This window comes from Synechococcus sp. H60.2, assembly GCF_047462315.1.
GTDB lineage: Bacteria > Cyanobacteriota > Cyanobacteriia > Thermostichales > Thermostichaceae > Thermostichus.
Genome location: NZ_JANSIZ010000007.1, coordinates 13,618 through 29,046 on the forward strand (window position 1 = coordinate 13,618; position 15,429 = coordinate 29,046).

Genomic DNA, 15,429 nt, shown 5'->3' on the forward strand with positions numbered 1-15,429 from the left:
CTAGCCTAGCGATTGGCTCGGTAAAGCAGTCCCAGTCCCACTGCGGAGCAGATGAAGTTGGGCAACCAAGCTGCCACCTCCGGCCCCAGCGTCCCGATCTGCCCCAGCGCCTGGCTGACAAACAGCAGCACGTAGTAGGCGAAGATAATCAGCACGCTGAGGCCCAGGCCCAGAGAAGAACTGGTGCGCTGGGGGCGCAGGCCCAGAGGCGCCCCGATCAAGGTGAAGGCCAGACAGGCAAAGGGAATGGCGTACTTTTGGCTGAGGTTGACCTGGAGGCGGCGTACCCGCTGCAGATCCCCTGAGCTGGCGATGACCTCAATGTAGCGGCGCAGCTCTTGAATGTTCATCTCCTCGGGGCTGCGAACCTCCTGGGCCAAATCCAGCGGCGCCCGCGACAGACGCAGCTCCTGCCGAGCAAAGGTGGCGATGTTGCTGTAGGTGCCGTCGGGCGAAACGAGGTAGGTGGTGCCCTCTTCAAACACCCAGAGGTTCTCCTGGGGATCCCAGCGCCCCCGTTGCGCCAGGAGAATTTGGCTGAGAGCCTCGTTGGAAAAATCGAGGACAATTACGCCGCGCATCTGCTGGCCATCGAAGCTGCGGGCATAGAACTGACGGGTTAGCCCTTGCCGGCGGGAAAAACTGCCGTCCGGCTCGGGCGTAAGGATCTCGCCAAACTCTTGGTAAAGGATGTTCTCGCGGCGAAAGTCCGGATCCCGGTTCAAAGCACGGTTTAAAGTCAGGGCCGCCTGGCGGTTGCTCACCGGCACCACCAGCTCGTTGAAGAGAAACGTTAACGTCGTCACCAAGAGGCTGAGGAGGAGAGCAGGCACCACCAGACGGTAGAGACTCACGCCGCAGGCCCGCAGGGCAGTGATCTCGTTATCAGCAGACAGGCGCCCATAGGCCAGCAGTGTTGCCAGCAACATGGACATGGGGAACGTCAGGACGATGATCCCCGGTGCCCGCAACACAAACACTTGCAACGCTGCCGAAAGGGACAGCCCCGCCTCTACCACCAGGCGCACCAGCTCAAACAGGGATCCCACTGCCATCACCAGGGTGGTAAACGTCCCCACCCCAAACAGAAAAGGCAGCAGCATCTCCGAGACGACGTAGCGATCCATCAGGCCTACCGCACAGACGAGGGAGAGCCTGGGGCAGGACTGCTCAACCGAATAAGGAGTGGGGGGAGAAGAGAGTTTCACGCAGCCTAAGGAAGTAGTAGCTAGGACAGCCAGCCCTTCGGGAGAGCCGAAGGCTGTTAACGACTCTAGACTGGAACGTTGGGGAACGAAAGGTTGATTGCCCCCCTAGATCGACCTATGATTGTGCAAAAGTGTGCTCAGAATTAGCCTTGGGCCTGGCCGGTTATTTCTGCAAAATCTCCGAGCATGGCTCCTGCTCTCCCCAATCTCAAAGGCTTGCTGGAAAGACTCCTGGAGCTGCGCCGGCAAGTGGTCGAGGGATCCCAGACCTACCTGGCCGCTTGGGGCTGTTCTGCAGATCCTCCTGCAGCCCTCTGCAACCTGGCGCGCTACCTGGCGCTGCGCCAACACGATCTGCGCAACCTGCAATTGGAGCTGGCTGCTGTGGGGCTGTCCTCGCTGGGACGGTGTGAATCGCGGGTTTTGGAGAGCCTGGATGCGGTGATTGCCATTTTGGCAGCCACGCAGGGCCTAAGCCACAAGGGGCCCAGCTATGAGGAGTTTTACGCTGGAGACATGGCGCTGGAGCAGCACACTGCGGTTCTCTTTGGCCCTCCCTCCGCCCACCGCCGCGCCCGCATCATGGTAACCCTGCCCGGCGAAGCTGCCGAGCAGCCAGAGCTGCTGCTGCAACTGTTGCAGCGGGGCATGGATGTAGCGCGAATCAACTGCGCCCACGACGATCCCTCGGGGTGGGAGAAAATGGTGGCCCACTTGCGCTGGGCCGAAGCCCAGACCCAACGGCGCTGCAAGATTTTGTTCGACCTGGCCGGCCCCAAGATCCGCACTGGCCCGGTGGCCATGCCCCCCGGCAAAGCCAAGGTGTACTGCGGGGATCGCATCCTGCTCACGGCAGCCATGCCGCCGGTCAACTCTGACATCTCCTGCCAGGTGGCTTGCACTCTGCCGGAGGTTTTGGCAAACCTGCAGGTGGGAGCAACTGTTTGGATCGACGACGGCAAGATTGGCGCCCGCGTCGTGGGGATCGAGCCAGCAGGCGTGGTACTGGAGGTGGACAGAGTTGCTCCCCAGGGCAAGAAGTTGCGAGCCGAAAAAGGCCTCAACTTTCCCGACAGCCAGCTCCCGATCCAGCCCCTGACCGAGAAAGACCGCCAAGACCTGGACTTTGTGGTGCAGTATGCCGACCTGGTGGGCTATTCCTTTGTCCAGCAGCCGGCGGATTTGCAGGTGCTGTTTGCTGAGCTGGAGCGGTGCCAGGCTCGGCCTGACTTGGGGTTAATCCTGAAAATCGAGACCCGACAAGCGGTGAAAAACCTGCCGGCTCTCATTGCGACGGCTGCTAATAGGCCGCTGGGGGTGATGATTGCCCGGGGAGATCTGGCTGTGGAGATGGGCTGGCTGCGCTTGGGCGAGATCCAGGAGGAACTGCTGTGGATCTGTGAGGCCGCCCATGTGCCCGTGGTGTGGGCTACGCAGGTGCTGGATCAGCTCACCAAAGAGGGCCTGCCCTCGCGGCCTGAGCTTTCCGATGCGGTGATGTCTGCCCGCGCCGAGTGCGTCATGCTCAATAAGGGCCCCTATCTCCTGGAGGCGGTTGCCCTTCTGGATGAGCTGCTGGCTCGGATGCAAGCCCACCAGCACAAGAAAAGCCAACGCCTACGGGCTTTGTATTCCTGGCAGTAGAGGAAGCTCGTTAGAGGCGGAACTTATCCCCCAGGTAATACTTGCGCACCAAGGGATCCGCCGCCAGCTCTGCTGCCGTGCCCTTGGCCAGGATGGCCCCATCGTTGAGAATGTAGGCCCGGTCGGTGATCTCCAGCGTCTCCCGCACGTTGTGGTCAGTAATCAAAACACCGATGCCCCGCTGCTTAAGTTTGGCCACCACCTCCTGGATATCTGCCACTGCGATGGGATCCACCCCCGCAAAGGGCTCATCCAGCAGCAGGAATTTTGGCCCGTGGATCCCGGCAGCCAGAGCGCGGGCAATTTCGGCGCGGCGCCGTTCTCCCCCCGACACCTGCAAGCCCAAACTGTGGGCCACATGGGCAATGCGGAACTCCTCCAGCAGGTGGTTGAGTCGCTGCTGCCAGAGGCGGCGAGGCACCCCCGTCTGCTCCATGATCAACAGCAGGTTGTCTTGAATGCTGAGGCGACGAAAGATGCTGGGCTCCTGGGCCAAGTAGCCGATCCCCAAGCGGGCGCGGCGATGCATCGGCAGATGGGTAATATCTTGGTCATCCAGCCAGACATGGCCACGGTTGGGCTGGATCAGGCCGGTCATGATGTAAAAGGTGGTGGTTTTCCCCGCCCCATTGGGCCCCAGCAGCCCCACAACCTCTCCCTGCTGAATGTGCAAGCTGACGTCGCTCACCACCTCACGGCGGCCATAGCGCTTACAGATGTTTTCCAGTCGAATCTGCATAGGATCGGCACAGGGTTGCTGTTCAATGCTGACTAATTTTGGAGGGCTAGTTCCACAGAGGCTTCTCTCCCAAGGCTGACCCGAACTCGACCCCTGATCTAGAGGGGGACGAGCAGAATTGACCACCTGCATGGGAATTGGGAAGATCTTCGGATATGGTTGCCGGACGCCGCAACTGCTCGCGCTGCACCCGGATGGGATCCCTGGCCTTTCCCATGCTCCGCTGTCCAGCTTGCCATTGGCTCAACCTCGACTCCGATCGTCGCTGTCGCCGCTGCCGTTGCTTCCTGCGTTGTCGCCCTCTCCCCTCCTGGGACAGCTTGCCCGTCGCCCGGCCCAGCTCGAGGAAAGGCAAGCCGAACCATCCTCTTCGGCTGGCAATCCGCTGGGATTGTGTCTTGGCTGCCTCGGCGATACTTTCGGTTTTGCTGGGACTGGGGCAACTGTCTTGGCATTGGGTGGAGCCGCTGCTGCAAGATCCTCCCCCGCCCGGCGATAGCCCACCAGCTCTAGGGCGATAAGGCCACAACGTCATCGCAGCTTGAGGGAATTTGTCAATGCGGGAGCCCAGGCAAACCTGTGGAGTGGTCGAAGCCGACGGATGCCACTATCATGTGACCAACGCAGAACAACCCCGCTCTGCCGGATTGTCTCAGTCAACCTTTCATGAGGCTTGATTACCATGAATTTCCATCTCAAAGCTGCCGCCGTTTTAGCGCTACTGACCACAGCAGCCGTGGCCTCCACTGCCGCCGCCACAACCCCCAACGCCTGCTTCTTGCGCTATCTTATCGCTTCGCGAACCTGTCCCAACTGCCGGCTGGGATCCCTCGAGCTGAGCAACCTCGATCTGGCAGAGGCTAACTTCCAGGGTGCCGACCTGATCGAGGCCAACCTGGAGCGCACCATCCTCACTGGCGCCGATCTCAGCCAGTCCTACTTGGTGGGAGCCAATCTGCGGCGCGCCCAGTTGCGTGGCGCCGACCTCAGCGGTGCCTACCTGGAGGGAGCGGACCTGCGGGGTGCCGATTTGCGGGGGGCCGATCTCTCCTCCGCCTCCCTCTACGGCGCCGACTTGCGCGGGGCCGATCTGCGCGATGCCAATCTGACTGGGGCTGACCTGAGCTTTGCCCGCACCTGGGGCACACGCCTGCAGGGCGCCGTTCGGGAATAGCGCAAAAGTCGAGATCAATTCTCGGCTGGCCCACCGCTGACCATTTCCCCTCTCCCAAGGAGGGGGAGGGCCTGGGGGTGAAGGCTCAGTGCGGATGGCGAGACTCGAACTCGCAAGGCAAAGCCACACGCCCCTCAAACGTGCGCGTATACCAATTCCGCCACATCCGCATTCTAGGCTTAACCATCATAGCGGCAGAAGGGCGGAGCTGTTAAGAGGAGGGGCCATTGCAGTACGGGCGAGTTTAGTCTTCTGTCCAAAACCGCTCGGAGAGATACTTGTCGGCCCCATCGCAGAAGATGGTAACCACCACCCCTGCCGAGAGCTGACGCGCCACCTGCAGGGCAGCCACCACATTGGCGCCGGCGGAGATGCCGACCAGCAGGCCCTCCTCCCGAGCCAGGCGTTTTACCATCTTTTGGGCCGCCTCGGTGGAGACCTCGACGTGCCGATCCGGCAGGGTGGGATCGTAGATCTCCGGCTTAAGGGCGGTGGCCATGTGCTTGAGGCCTTCGAGGCCGTGGAAGGGGGAGTCGGGCTGCATGGCGATGATCTGGATATCAGAGCGGTACTCCCGCAGGCGCCGCCCTACCCCCATACAGGTGCCGCTGGTGCCCAGGCCGGCCACGAAGTGGGTGACCTGCCCCTGGGTTTGCTCCCAGATCTCCACCCCTGTGGTCTCGTAGTGGGCCTGCCAGTTGGCGGGGTTGCTGTACTGGTCAGGATAGAAGTAGAGATCGGGGTTTTCGGCGTAGAGGGCGCGGGCTTTCTCGATGGCCCCATCGGAGCCAAGGGCTGGATCCGTGAGCACCAAGTCCACCCCATAGGCAGCGAGGATCTTCTTGCGCTCTGGACTGGCGTTGGCCGGCAGGGCCAGCTTCACCTTGTACCCCAAAGCTGCCCCTATCCAGGCATAGGCGATGCCCGTGTTGCCGCTGGTGGCATCCAGGATGATCTTGCCAGGCCTCAGCTTGCCCTCGCGTTCGCCAGTGCGAATCATGTTCAGGGCCGGGCGATCCTTGACCGAGCCGCCGGGGTTGTACCACTCTGCTTTGCCATACACTCGCACCGATGGCGGCAGTTCAGCAGTAACCCGCCGTAAGCGAATGAGGGGCGTGCCGCCCACCAGCTCAATAGGGCTATCAACCGCAGGGGGCAAGGGGCGAGAAGAAAACACAGTCGGGTACAAGGGGGATCCCTCGCTAGATGGGCACTGGGCTGGACAACCATTGCTCATCTTATCCCGGTGTTGATCGGCTCTTGCCGGCTTTTTCTGGCCCTTCTCCGCGCTTTCCCGAAAACCTCTGGCTAGACTTTAAGATGGGGGTAGAGAAGCACGAGTTCTGGACAGCGGCGTGATGCGGAGGGGCATGGCAGAAGTCGGCATTGTAACCGCGCAACAGTTTGACCGCCGACGAGGCCAGATCCACGTTTACGATGGCGAGGGCAAGGGCAAGTCCCAGGCGGCGTTGGGAGTTGTGCTGCGCTCCATTGGCTTGGGAATCGAAAATGCGGCCCCCAGCCGGGTGTTGCTGGTGCGGTTTCTCAAGGGGCCGGGCCGCACTTATGCGGAGGACGCGGCGATTGCCGCTCTGCAGCGGGGCTTCCCCCACCTCATTGATCAACTGCGCACGGGGCGAGGAGAGTTCTTTGGCCCCGACGAGATCACCAAGTTTGACCGTCAGGAGGCCCGCCGCGGCTGGGATGTGGCCAAGGGGGCGCTGGCGTCTGGATTTTACTCGGTGGTGGTGCTGGACGAGCTGAACCCGGTGCTGGATCTGGGCCTACTGCCGGTGGAGGAGGTCGTCAGCACCCTCAAGCAAAAGCCGGAGGAGATGGAAGTTATCATCACCGGGCGGGGCGCCCCCAAGGAAATTATCGACCTGGCCGATCTGCACTCAGAAATGCGCAGCGTCCGTCGGGCGACGGATCCCCAGAATGGCCAGCCCCCCCTTAGCGGCATTGAGATTTACACCGGCAACGGCAAGGGCAAGTCCACCAGCGCTCTGGGACGGGCTCTGCAGGCTATTGGGCGTGGCATCAGCAAGGATCTCTCCCACCGGGTGTTGATCATGCAGTGGCTCAAAGGGGGGACGGGCTACACGGAAGATGCGGCCATTCGGGCCTTGCGGGAGAGCTACCCTGATCTAGTGGATCACCAGCGCTGCGGCCGCGATGCCATTGTCTGGCGGGGCAAGCAGCAGGAAATCGATTATGTAGAGGCAGAGCGAGGCTGGGAGTTGGCACGGGCGGCCATTGCCTCCGGGCTTTACAAAACCATCATTCTGGATGAGCTCAACCCCACGGTGGATCTGGAGCTATTGGACGTGGAGCCGATTGTTGAGGCTTTGCTGCGCAAGCCGCGCGACACGGAGATCATCATCACAGGGCGCTGCCATGCTCCTTTGCCCTACTTTGAGCTGGCCTCTGTCCATTCGGAAATGGTGAGCCACAAGCACTATGCCGAGCAAGGCGCGGATCTGCGGCGCGGGGTGGACTATTGAGCAAGAGAATGGAATCCTTGACAGCGCCTATGCAGGTCAGTGGCTTCCCAGATGCGAGGGCAGTGGCCCAGTTGCTACTTGCTCTTTTCCAGACGGAGGTGTGGGTGGAGGGCAAGGAGCGGGTTCCCCAAGGCCCGCTGCTGGTGGTGAGCAACCATCGCAGCTTTTTGGATGCGCCGGTGCTGATCGCGGGGCTGGATCGACCAATTCGTTTTGCCTGCCACTACTATCTATCCCAGGTGCCCCTCTTGCGGGAGATCGCCTTGGCGCTGGGGTGTATCCCCCTCCAGCAGGGATCCTGGCCGCAGATCCACTTTTTTCGCCAGGCTCAGGCCACGTTGGCAGCGGGCGGAGGGGTGGGAATTTTCCCGGAAGGGGCAGACCAGATTACCCGCGAGACCTCACCCCAGGAGGTGGGACGGTTCCAGCCGGGCTTTGCCCATCTGGCCTTGGCTGCCAAGGTGGATCCTCTGCCAATCCTGCCGGTGGCCTTGTGGGCCCAGGAAGAGTGGCGGGGGATGGATATTCCCATGGCTTTTTTCCGCTGGTTTGATCCCAGCGAGCCCAGGTTTCAGCAGCAAGGAGGGCACCCGGTGGTGATCTATCGCCGGGTGGTGCTCAAGGTGGGATCCCCTCTCTGGGTGAGGGGAGAAGGGCGCTATACCTGCCGCCAGGAGAGGCTGCAGCTAATTCAGGAGTTAACGGCAGCCGCCCGCGAACAGGTGCGCTTGGGGTTGGCAAGGAGATGGAAAAATTGAAGGGTAAGCCCACCGCCTCTATTCCAAGCCACCAGAAGCGGCCCCCGCTGTTCTATTTGCCGGGTATGGATGGCACAGGCCAATTGTTTTACCGGCAGGCGCAGGCTCTGCAAGCCGAGTTTCACGTCCGCCCTTTGAGCCTAAACCACCCCGAAGCGGGAAATAGCTGGGAGAGCCTGGCCGATTGGGTGGGATCCCAACTGGAAGAGGGGGCCTATCTGTGCGGCGAATCCTTTGGGGCCTGTCTGGCGTTGGCCGTTGCCGCCCAGCAGCCGGAGCGCTGTCGTGGCCTCATCTTGGTCAACCCGGCCTCATCCCTGCGGCGCCGGCCCTGGTGGTGGGCGGGCCATGTTCTCCTGCCCTTTTTGCCGCCAGCGCTCTACCACCAGATGGCGGAGCGGGGGCTGGGATTTTTGGCGGAGCTAAGCCAAATGGAGCCGCCGGATCGGGAGCGGTTGCGCCAGGCCGTACACAGCGTTGCTCCCGAGGTGGCTGCCCAGCGCCTGGCCTTGCTGGGCTCCTTTGCTGTAGAAGATTTGCCGCTGGAGTCGATGAGGCTGCCAACCCTGCTGGTGGCGGGGGGGCGGGATCGCCTCCTACCCTCGGTGCAGGAGGTGCAGCGTTTGGCGGAGCGACTGCCCCAGGCTCAGGTGGAGATCTCGCCTTTGAGCGGTCATGCCTGCCTTCTGGAGCGGCAGATGAACCTGCGGCGCTACTTGCTCAAGCCCGATGGGGTTTTTGCCCCGCTACTGCTTAATTCCGCTCCAGCGCATTGAGAGGGATCCCCACAAGTTTTCGATTCGCTCTTGGCAGGCGCTATCTTTCCCTTCTCGATCCAGCCAAAGGGCTCTCAAGCCTGCTGCCTTGGCCCCTTGGTAGTCTTCGCGGTAGCTGTCGCCAATGTGCCAGGCAGCGGCAGGCGGGATCCCTTGGGTCTCTAGGGCAGCTTGGAAGATGCGGGGATCGGGCTTGGCATGGCCCACCTGGGTGGAGAGGGTGAGGCTGGAAAAATAGCCCTCCAACTGCAGTGCCTGCAGCACCTTGGGCAGGCGGCTGTCGAAGTTGGAGATCACCCCCAGCCGGATCCCTTCCCCCTGGAGGGCCTGGAGAACCGGCAGCGTCTCCGGATACAGTTCCCAGGGATCCGCCCCGGCAAAATACTCGAAAAGGCGGGCAAAAAACGCCTCAAACCGTTCCTCCCCAAAAGCAGCCAGGGATCCCACCCCTGCAAAAGTCTGGCGCACCACCTGCCGCCACCAGGCCCGCTCCCAAGCCAGCAAAGAGGATCCCAACAGACCGGCACAGGCTGGCGGCGGAGCGCTGGCAAAAGCTTGGGCAAAGGCGCGATCCAGCGCCTGTGGATCCACCGATACCCCATACGCTGCTGCCACCTGGCTGTAGGCCTGGCCGACGCTGCCCCGCACCCGAAACAGCGTGCCCACGGCATCGAAGAAGATTACCCTCGGCCTCACTGCTGGCTCTCGTAGCGGGCGTAGGCATCCACAATCCGCTGCACCAGGGGGTGGCGTACCACATCCCGCTGGTCAAAGTAGCAAAAGGCAACTCCCTCCACCCCGGCCAGGATGCGCTCCGCAGCCGCTAGGCCCGACAGGCGATGTTTGCCCAGATCCGTTTGGGTGAGATCCCCGGTAACCACCATGCGCGACCGAAACCCCAGGCGGGTGAGCGCCATCTTCATCTGCTCCGGGGTGGTGTTCTGGGCTTCGTCCAGAATGATGAAAGCATTGCTCAGGGTGCGACCGCGCATGTAGGCCAGCGGCACCACCTCGATCACCCCTTGTTCCATCAACTGGGGCAGTTTGGCCGGATCGATAAACTCAAACAGAGCATCGTAGAGGGGCCGTAGATAGGGATCCACCTTCTCTACCAGATCCCCAGGCAAGAACCCCAGCTTCTCCCCTGCTTCCACCGCAGGGCGAGTGAGGATCAGGCGCTCATACTCGCGGTTTTGCAAGGCCGTGATGGCCACGACGGCAGCTAGATAGGTTTTGCCGGTGCCCGCCGGCCCAATGCCGAAGCAGAGGTCGTGAGCTCGGATGGCTCGCACGTACTCCTGTTGACGGGGCGTCTTGGGCCGGATCAGCTCTCCCTTGCGGGTGCGGGCCAGAACACTTACCTGCGCCTGATGATAGGCGTCAGCTTCTTGGTTAGAGAGGGCGCGAAAGGCTTGTTCGGCATCGATCACAGTAACAGGGTGTCCAGTTTGCCAAAGCGGTCTCAGCAATTCTAGCCACTGCCGCACCTGCTGCCGCTGTTGAGGTGTGCCCCTTAGGTACAGGTCTTGTCCTCGCAGCGTTACCGAGGCGCCGCTACAGCGGCTGATCCACTTCAGGTTGGCCTCCTGCACGCCCGCCAGAGACATAGCCTGCCGCGGATCCAACAAAGAGATGATCTCCAGATCGGTGGGAGCGGAAGAAGTTGAGTTGTTGTGCATGCCGTGGGCGCTGCGCGCCCTAAAACCTGTGATGGCGATTCTATCAAAACTGCCGGACAGCACGCTTCGGCCTCTGGACAACCGTTGCAAACCCCCCAGACTGACTTCAGGAAGCTGAACAAAGAGGAGAGTTTATTTGACACTCCCACCGACTAAAGTCAGGGGATTCTTGCGCAGTCCACAATCGGACTCGTAAAGGCGTTGTCAAGACGCCCCTAGACGGTTCCTTGGAACCAAGTCTCAAAGTTCCGCTTACTTACTGGCTTTCAGCACTGTCCGGGTCTTTCACCGGGGTAGGTGCTTACTTAGCAGCAGTTATAGCATTGAACAGCAGCTAAAGCTGCTCTAAGGCTTTTCCGCCCCGCATTCAAGTACGGGGCTACCAAGCTACTCTGCTGTGTTCTGGAACACAAACTGGGAAAACTTACACCAATCGGGATTTGGATTCAGCTTTTGCTCATAACTGAAGTTACAAGGAGTTAACAGAACGCTGAGGATATCTAAAAAGATATTGCAAGTAACTTTTTTTCTTCTAGAAAAGCTCTTACCCATCAAGTAAAGTTGATCTGACAATTGATGGGGCCTAGGTTGACTTCGTGCCCCGTTTTTCATGTTGTCGCTTCCATGTAGGGAAGAGGAGTTAACGGAATGGCTTAGAAAAGAGCTCTCTGCTCCTTGAGTTTTTGTTTGATAAAGCTTCTCAAGTGACCTAGATTTGCCGGAGGATGGTCTCTCAGTAGACCTCCAGAAGGGGAATCTGGGATCGGCTTGGTTCTTAGTTTGTCTTGAGACATTACATCCAAAAAGATTGCAAGAGAAAAGGAGACGGCATGTCTGTTCAATCTGCTGCACCCAATACCTTAGAACTGCCGCAAATGAACTTAAGGCAAGATTCGGCCCAAGTTCCGCCCCAGATTACTTGTGATGGCAGCGACTTGGACTGGAGCCAAGCCGTGGTGATTGAGGGCGCGCAGCCCCAAGAGGGGGAGTTGCAGGGCTGGATCGCCTTTTACGGCCTGCGGGTCAACCACGAGCCGGGCAATATCTTGCACTGGCAAGGACGCCCGCTGCGGGCCAGCCGCCTGCGCTTTTTTGTGAAAAATGTGGCTTGGCGCTACGGCTTTTCCTTCTCCACCAGCATCCGCTCGCCTCTGGGCAAAGGGATCCCGACCCCGCCAGAGTGGCGCTACCCGGGTCTTTGCCGCTACGGCCTCGTGCTGTTTCAGCCCAACGCCCAACTGGTGGCCCATCAGGTTTGGGAATCCTCGCCGGAGCAGCCCCAAGAGGTGGATCTGGATCCCAATTTGGATATCGCCTTCAACGTCAACGATGCCAAGGGCAGCTACGGCGACAACAGCGGCAGCTTCGATATCTATGTGCAGGTGGTGAGCTGAGTTCCGGAAGGGATCCCGCTCGAGAACAGTTGCCGGGTGGGATCCCATCTTCTACAATGGGTAAACTAGCAGCTGGATCCCAGCTTGCTGAGGTCTCTGCCGCTCTGGAGAGGTGGCTGAGTGGTCGAAAGCGGCTTCCTGCTAAGAAGTTACGGGGCCCAAAAGCTCCGTCGAGGGTTCGAATCCCTCCCTCTCCGTTGCCGTGGCTAGTTCCTAGCCGCCCTTTCTGCTGATGGAGGGCACCGATGGGTCAGGTGTGGCTTCTAAGTCAGTGGGGAGTGGCGCTCTGGCTCAACCTGGCCTTGGTGGCGCTGGCTCTGCTGATCCCGCAAAGGGCGTTGACGCGGGCTGGGGTTCTCCATGCAGGCTTGCTTGGCCTGCTGGTATGGGGGGGCCTGGGGTGGCGGGGTTACCTAGTAGTAGCCGCCTATTTTTTAGTCGGCACCGCCGTTACCCGGCTGGGGATCCGGCGCAAGCAGGCGCAGGGGATCGCCGAGAAGCGGGAGGGGGCGCGAGGGCCGGAAAATGTCTGGGGATCTGCCCTGACGGGGGCTGCCTGTGCGGTGGGATATGCACTTTTTGCCCATCCCCTCTGGTGGTTGGGGTATAGCGCCAGCTTCGCCGCCAAGTTGGCCGATACCGTCAGCAGCGAAGTGGGAAAAGCCTACGGACGCCAGACCTTTTTGATCACCACCTTTCAGCCGGTGCCGGCGGGCACAGAGGGAGCTGTGAGCCTGGAGGGATCCCTGGCAGGGATGGCGGCAGCGGTAGGGATGGCCACGTTGGCCTGGGGGATCGGTGGGGAGTGGGTAAGAGGAGACCCGTTTTGGCTGAGCATTTGCTGTCTGGGTGGGATTCTGGCCACCTTGGCAGAAAGCTGGATGGGGGTGGTGTTGCAACCTCGCCTGGCTTGGATGAGCAATGAAGTGGTGAACGGCATTCAAACGACCCTAGCAGCTCTCCTGGCCGTGGGATTGGGAGCGCTTTTGGGGATCGGATCCTAAAAAGGGGCCCCTCACCCCCAACCCCTCTCCCTCAGGGAGAGGGGAGTTGGAGCGGCGCCTTCGCGACAGCGTTGTGTAGCAATAACGAGGCAAGGAACCGTTTCGTTGCTGTTTGGAATGACTGTTTTTTGAGAGTGAGAATGGCTATGCGAAGCAAGAAATAAAAAAGAGGGAGAAGCTCTCCCTCCGCGCTGATTGACTGGGAATTAGACCAATTGCCCCGAACCTCTCTTAGCGTAGGCCGCTGGGCTTGTAAACCAAGAAGCTGAGTACCTGGCACTGCTTGATGTTGTCGAAACCCACCACACGGATGAAGCAATTGGGGTAGGCGCTGCGGCAGGCCTGTACCTCGGTCAGCACCTCCTGGGGAGAAGTGGCGCTGAAGAGGGGCAGCTTCCACAGAGTCCAGTAGCGAACCGTCGGTTCAGAGGATTCGTTGAATTCAATGGCAGGGATGTAGCCCTGATCCAAGATGTACTGCACCTGCTTGATAATTTGCAGATCCGTTAGCGGCGGCAGGTAAGAAAGGGTTTCGTAGTGGCGCTCTTTCGGTAAGGTTTGCATGACTAAAGTTACTCCGTTTCAGGTGTAGGGTTCTGTAGAGGGGATCCTGCTTCCGGGTGCGTGACCGGCAGGGATCCCGGCGCGGAGGTCAGCCGTTCCAGGTGGCTACGGCGGTGTTCCATGTTGGCCTGTTGAATGCCGGTCTTGGCCATTTCCGGCAGGTAGTCCACCACCTCCGCCGCAATGTGCTCGCGAACGGTCATGATGCGATAGGCCAGGTCAGGCCGCTCTGCCAGCAAAGCCCGCAGGTAGGTTTCCCCCTCCTGAAGGTTTTGCCGGGCCGAGAACTGCTGCAGCCAAAGAGCCCTAGGAGGATCCGTCTCGCTCAGTTGGGCCAGCACCGTGCGCATCGCCTGATAGGTCAGGTAGCTGATCAAGGTTTTGGCCGTATCTTTGGCGATCTGTTTCAGATCCATGACCAGTCCAGGGGCAAGCCGAAGCAGCGGGGCAAGAGAACGGTGGGGATCCCTTGCCCCCGGCAGATCTTTCTTTAAAGCGTATCGACGGGCTTGAATTCGAACTTGATCTCCTTCCACAGCTCGCAGGCAGCCGCCAGCTCTGGCGACCACTTGGCTGCTTCGCGGATGATGTCGTTGCCCTCGCGGGCCAGATCCCGACCTTCATTGCGGGCCTGGATGCAGGCTTCCAAGGCCACCCGGTTGGCCGTCGCGCCTGGAGCGTTCCCCCAGGGGTGTCCCAGGGTTCCGCCCCCAAACTGTAGCACCGCGTCGTCGCCGAAGATCTCCACCAGCGCTGGCATGTGCCAGACGTGAATGCCACCTGAGGCCACCGGCATCACCCCGGGCATAGAGGCCCAATCTTGGGTGAAGAAAATGCCACGAGAGCGGTCGGCCTCCACGTAGTTTTCCCGCATGAGATCCACAAAGCCCATGGTGATGGCGCGGTCGCCCTCCAATTTGCCCACCACCGTACCGGCATGCAGGTGGTCGCCACCGGACATGCGCAAGCACTTGGCCAGCACCCGGAAGTGGATGCCATGGTTTTTCTGCCGGTCAATCACGGCGTGCATGGCGCGGTGAATGTGCAGCAGGATGCCGTTGTCGCGGCACCACTTAGCCAAGCTGGTGTTGGCGGTAAATCCGGCAGTCAGGTAGTCGTGCATGATGATAGGGGCGCCAATCTCCTTGGCAAACTCCGCCCGTTTGAACATCTCCTCACAAGTGGGCGCCGTCACGTTCAGGTAGTGCCCCTTGATCTCGCCAGTCTCTGCCTGCGCCTTGTGGACAGCCTCCATCACAAAGAGGTAGCGATCCCGCCAGCGCTGGAAGGGCTGGGAGTTGATGTTTTCGTCGTCTTTGGTGAAGTCCAGACCACCCCGCAGCGCCTCGTACACAGCCCGTCCGTAGTTTTTGGCGGAAAGGCCCAGCTTGGGCTTGATGGTGCAGCCCAGCAGCGGGCGGCCGTACTTATTCAATTTGTCCCGCTCCACCTGAATGCCGTGGGGAGGGCCCTGGAAGGTCTTCAGGTACGCCACCGGGATCCGCACATCCTCTAGCCGCAACGCTTTCAAGGCCTTGAAGCCGAAGACGTTGCCCACGATCGAGGTGAGCATGTTGGTGACCGAGCCTTCCTCGAACAGATCCAGCGGATAGGCGACGAAGCAGAAGTATTGATTCTCTTCGCCCGGAACCGGCTCGATGTCGTAGCAGCGGCCCTTATACCGATCCAAGTCGGTGAGCAAATCTGTCCATACCGTTGTCCAGGTGCCGGTCGAGGACTCAGCCGCCACCGCCGCCCCGGCCTCTTCGGGGGGAACGCCCGGCTGAGGAGTAACCCGGAAACAGGCCAGGATATCAGTATCCTTGGGCGTGTAATCGGGCGTGTAATACGTGAGTCGATAATCCTTGACGCCGGCTTGATAGCCCTTTTTGGTTTGGGTTGCTGAGTAGGCCACGTTGATCTCCCTTTAACGCATGACAAAAATGCCATTCACAAATGTAGCCAAGATGCAAAAACCCAGGGGC

The 15,429-nt window shown here is 60.5% G+C and carries 15 protein-coding genes and 2 tRNA genes; 8 read left to right on the top strand and 9 right to left on the bottom strand.

Annotated features, from left to right (window positions below):
* Window positions 1–5: 5 nt before the first annotated feature.
* Window positions 6–1,127: an LptF/LptG family permease gene (locus NW845_RS01925; RefSeq protein ID WP_414363827.1), complete on the bottom strand. Its 1,122-nt coding sequence runs from the start codon at window positions 1,125–1,127 to the stop codon at window positions 6–8.
* 267 nt (window positions 1,128–1,394) lie between these two features.
* Between NW845_RS01925 and NW845_RS01930 the strand changes: the two genes are divergently transcribed.
* Window positions 1,395–2,852: a pyruvate kinase gene (locus NW845_RS01930; protein ID WP_414376585.1), complete on the top strand. Its 1,458-nt coding sequence runs from the start codon at window positions 1,395–1,397 to the stop codon at window positions 2,850–2,852.
* 10 nt (window positions 2,853–2,862) lie between these two features.
* Here NW845_RS01930 and lptB read toward each other — a convergent pair whose 3' ends face one another.
* A complete protein-coding gene (gene lptB / locus NW845_RS01935; RefSeq protein WP_414363825.1) occupies window positions 2,863–3,591 on the bottom strand; it encodes an LPS export ABC transporter ATP-binding protein in 729 nt (242 codons plus the stop codon).
* Window positions 3,592–4,273: 682 nt separating this feature from the next.
* On the opposite strand from lptB, the gene NW845_RS01940 reads away from it, so the two are divergent.
* Window positions 4,274–4,765 (top strand): pentapeptide repeat-containing protein, encoded by a 492-nt coding sequence (locus NW845_RS01940; RefSeq protein WP_414363823.1) that lies wholly within the window; start codon window positions 4,274–4,276, stop codon window positions 4,763–4,765.
* A gap of 89 nt (window positions 4,766–4,854) precedes the next feature.
* On the opposite strand, the gene NW845_RS01945 is transcribed toward NW845_RS01940, so the two are convergent.
* Window positions 4,855–4,935: transfer RNA gene (locus NW845_RS01945), tRNA-Leu, on the bottom strand.
* 74 nt (window positions 4,936–5,009) lie between these two features.
* The gene (locus NW845_RS01950; protein ID WP_414363822.1) at window positions 5,010–5,954 is read right to left on the bottom strand and encodes a PLP-dependent cysteine synthase family protein; all 945 of its coding nucleotides are present in this window, start codon (window positions 5,952–5,954) and stop codon (window positions 5,010–5,012) included.
* Window positions 5,955–6,135: 181 nt separating this feature from the next.
* Here NW845_RS01950 and NW845_RS01955 point away from each other — a divergent pair, with 181 nt between their 5' ends.
* The 3 genes from NW845_RS01955 to NW845_RS01965 are packed head-to-tail and all read left to right on the top strand — an operon-like array spanning window position 6,136 to window position 8,803.
* Entirely contained in the window at window positions 6,136–7,269 is a 1,134-nt protein-coding gene (locus tag NW845_RS01955; protein ID WP_414370656.1) for a cob(I)yrinic acid a,c-diamide adenosyltransferase, read from the top strand.
* A gap of 29 nt (window positions 7,270–7,298) precedes the next feature.
* On the top strand, window positions 7,299–8,027 hold the full coding sequence (locus NW845_RS01960) for a lysophospholipid acyltransferase family protein (RefSeq protein ID WP_414376587.1): 729 nt from the start codon (window positions 7,299–7,301) through the stop codon (window positions 8,025–8,027).
* Window positions 8,015–8,803, top strand: coding sequence for an alpha/beta fold hydrolase (locus NW845_RS01965; RefSeq protein ID WP_414376589.1), 789 nt, complete (start codon window positions 8,015–8,017; stop codon window positions 8,801–8,803). Before NW845_RS01960 ends, NW845_RS01965 begins: the two co-directional genes overlap by 13 nt.
* Here the strand turns inward: NW845_RS01965 and NW845_RS01970 are convergent.
* Window positions 8,774–9,499, bottom strand: coding sequence for an HAD-IA family hydrolase (locus NW845_RS01970; RefSeq protein ID WP_414376591.1), 726 nt, complete (start codon window positions 9,497–9,499; stop codon window positions 8,774–8,776). The genes NW845_RS01965 and NW845_RS01970 overlap by 30 nt on opposite strands.
* On the bottom strand, window positions 9,496–10,482 hold the full coding sequence (locus tag NW845_RS01975) for a PhoH family protein (RefSeq protein ID WP_414363817.1): 987 nt from the start codon (window positions 10,480–10,482) through the stop codon (window positions 9,496–9,498). Before NW845_RS01975 ends, NW845_RS01970 begins: the two co-directional genes overlap by 4 nt.
* A gap of 830 nt (window positions 10,483–11,312) precedes the next feature.
* On the opposite strand from NW845_RS01975, the gene NW845_RS01980 reads away from it, so the two are divergent.
* The 3 genes from NW845_RS01980 to NW845_RS01990 all read left to right on the top strand — a co-directional run bounded on the left by NW845_RS01980 (window position 11,313) and on the right by NW845_RS01990 (window position 12,880).
* Entirely contained in the window at window positions 11,313–11,876 is a 564-nt protein-coding gene (locus NW845_RS01980; RefSeq protein WP_414363816.1) for a hypothetical protein, read from the top strand.
* 106 nt (window positions 11,877–11,982) lie between these two features.
* Window positions 11,983–12,073, top strand: a tRNA-Ser gene (locus NW845_RS01985).
* Between the two features lie 48 nt (window positions 12,074–12,121).
* Entirely contained in the window at window positions 12,122–12,880 is a 759-nt protein-coding gene (locus NW845_RS01990) for a TIGR00297 family protein (RefSeq protein ID WP_414376593.1), read from the top strand.
* Window positions 12,881–13,111: 231 nt separating this feature from the next.
* Here the strand turns inward: NW845_RS01990 and NW845_RS01995 are convergent, their stop codons facing one another.
* From NW845_RS01995 to NW845_RS02005, 3 genes are all read right to left on the bottom strand, one after another.
* The gene (locus NW845_RS01995; protein ID WP_414363814.1) at window positions 13,112–13,444 is read right to left on the bottom strand and encodes a ribulose bisphosphate carboxylase small subunit; all 333 of its coding nucleotides are present in this window, start codon (window positions 13,442–13,444) and stop codon (window positions 13,112–13,114) included.
* A gap of 8 nt (window positions 13,445–13,452) precedes the next feature.
* Window positions 13,453–13,860, bottom strand: coding sequence for a RuBisCO chaperone RbcX (gene rcbX, locus NW845_RS02000; RefSeq protein ID WP_414363813.1), 408 nt, complete (start codon window positions 13,858–13,860; stop codon window positions 13,453–13,455).
* Between the two features lie 74 nt (window positions 13,861–13,934).
* Window positions 13,935–15,359: a form I ribulose bisphosphate carboxylase large subunit gene (locus tag NW845_RS02005; RefSeq protein ID WP_414363812.1), complete on the bottom strand. Its 1,425-nt coding sequence runs from the start codon at window positions 15,357–15,359 to the stop codon at window positions 13,935–13,937.
* Between the last annotated feature and the right edge of the window lie 70 nt (window positions 15,360–15,429).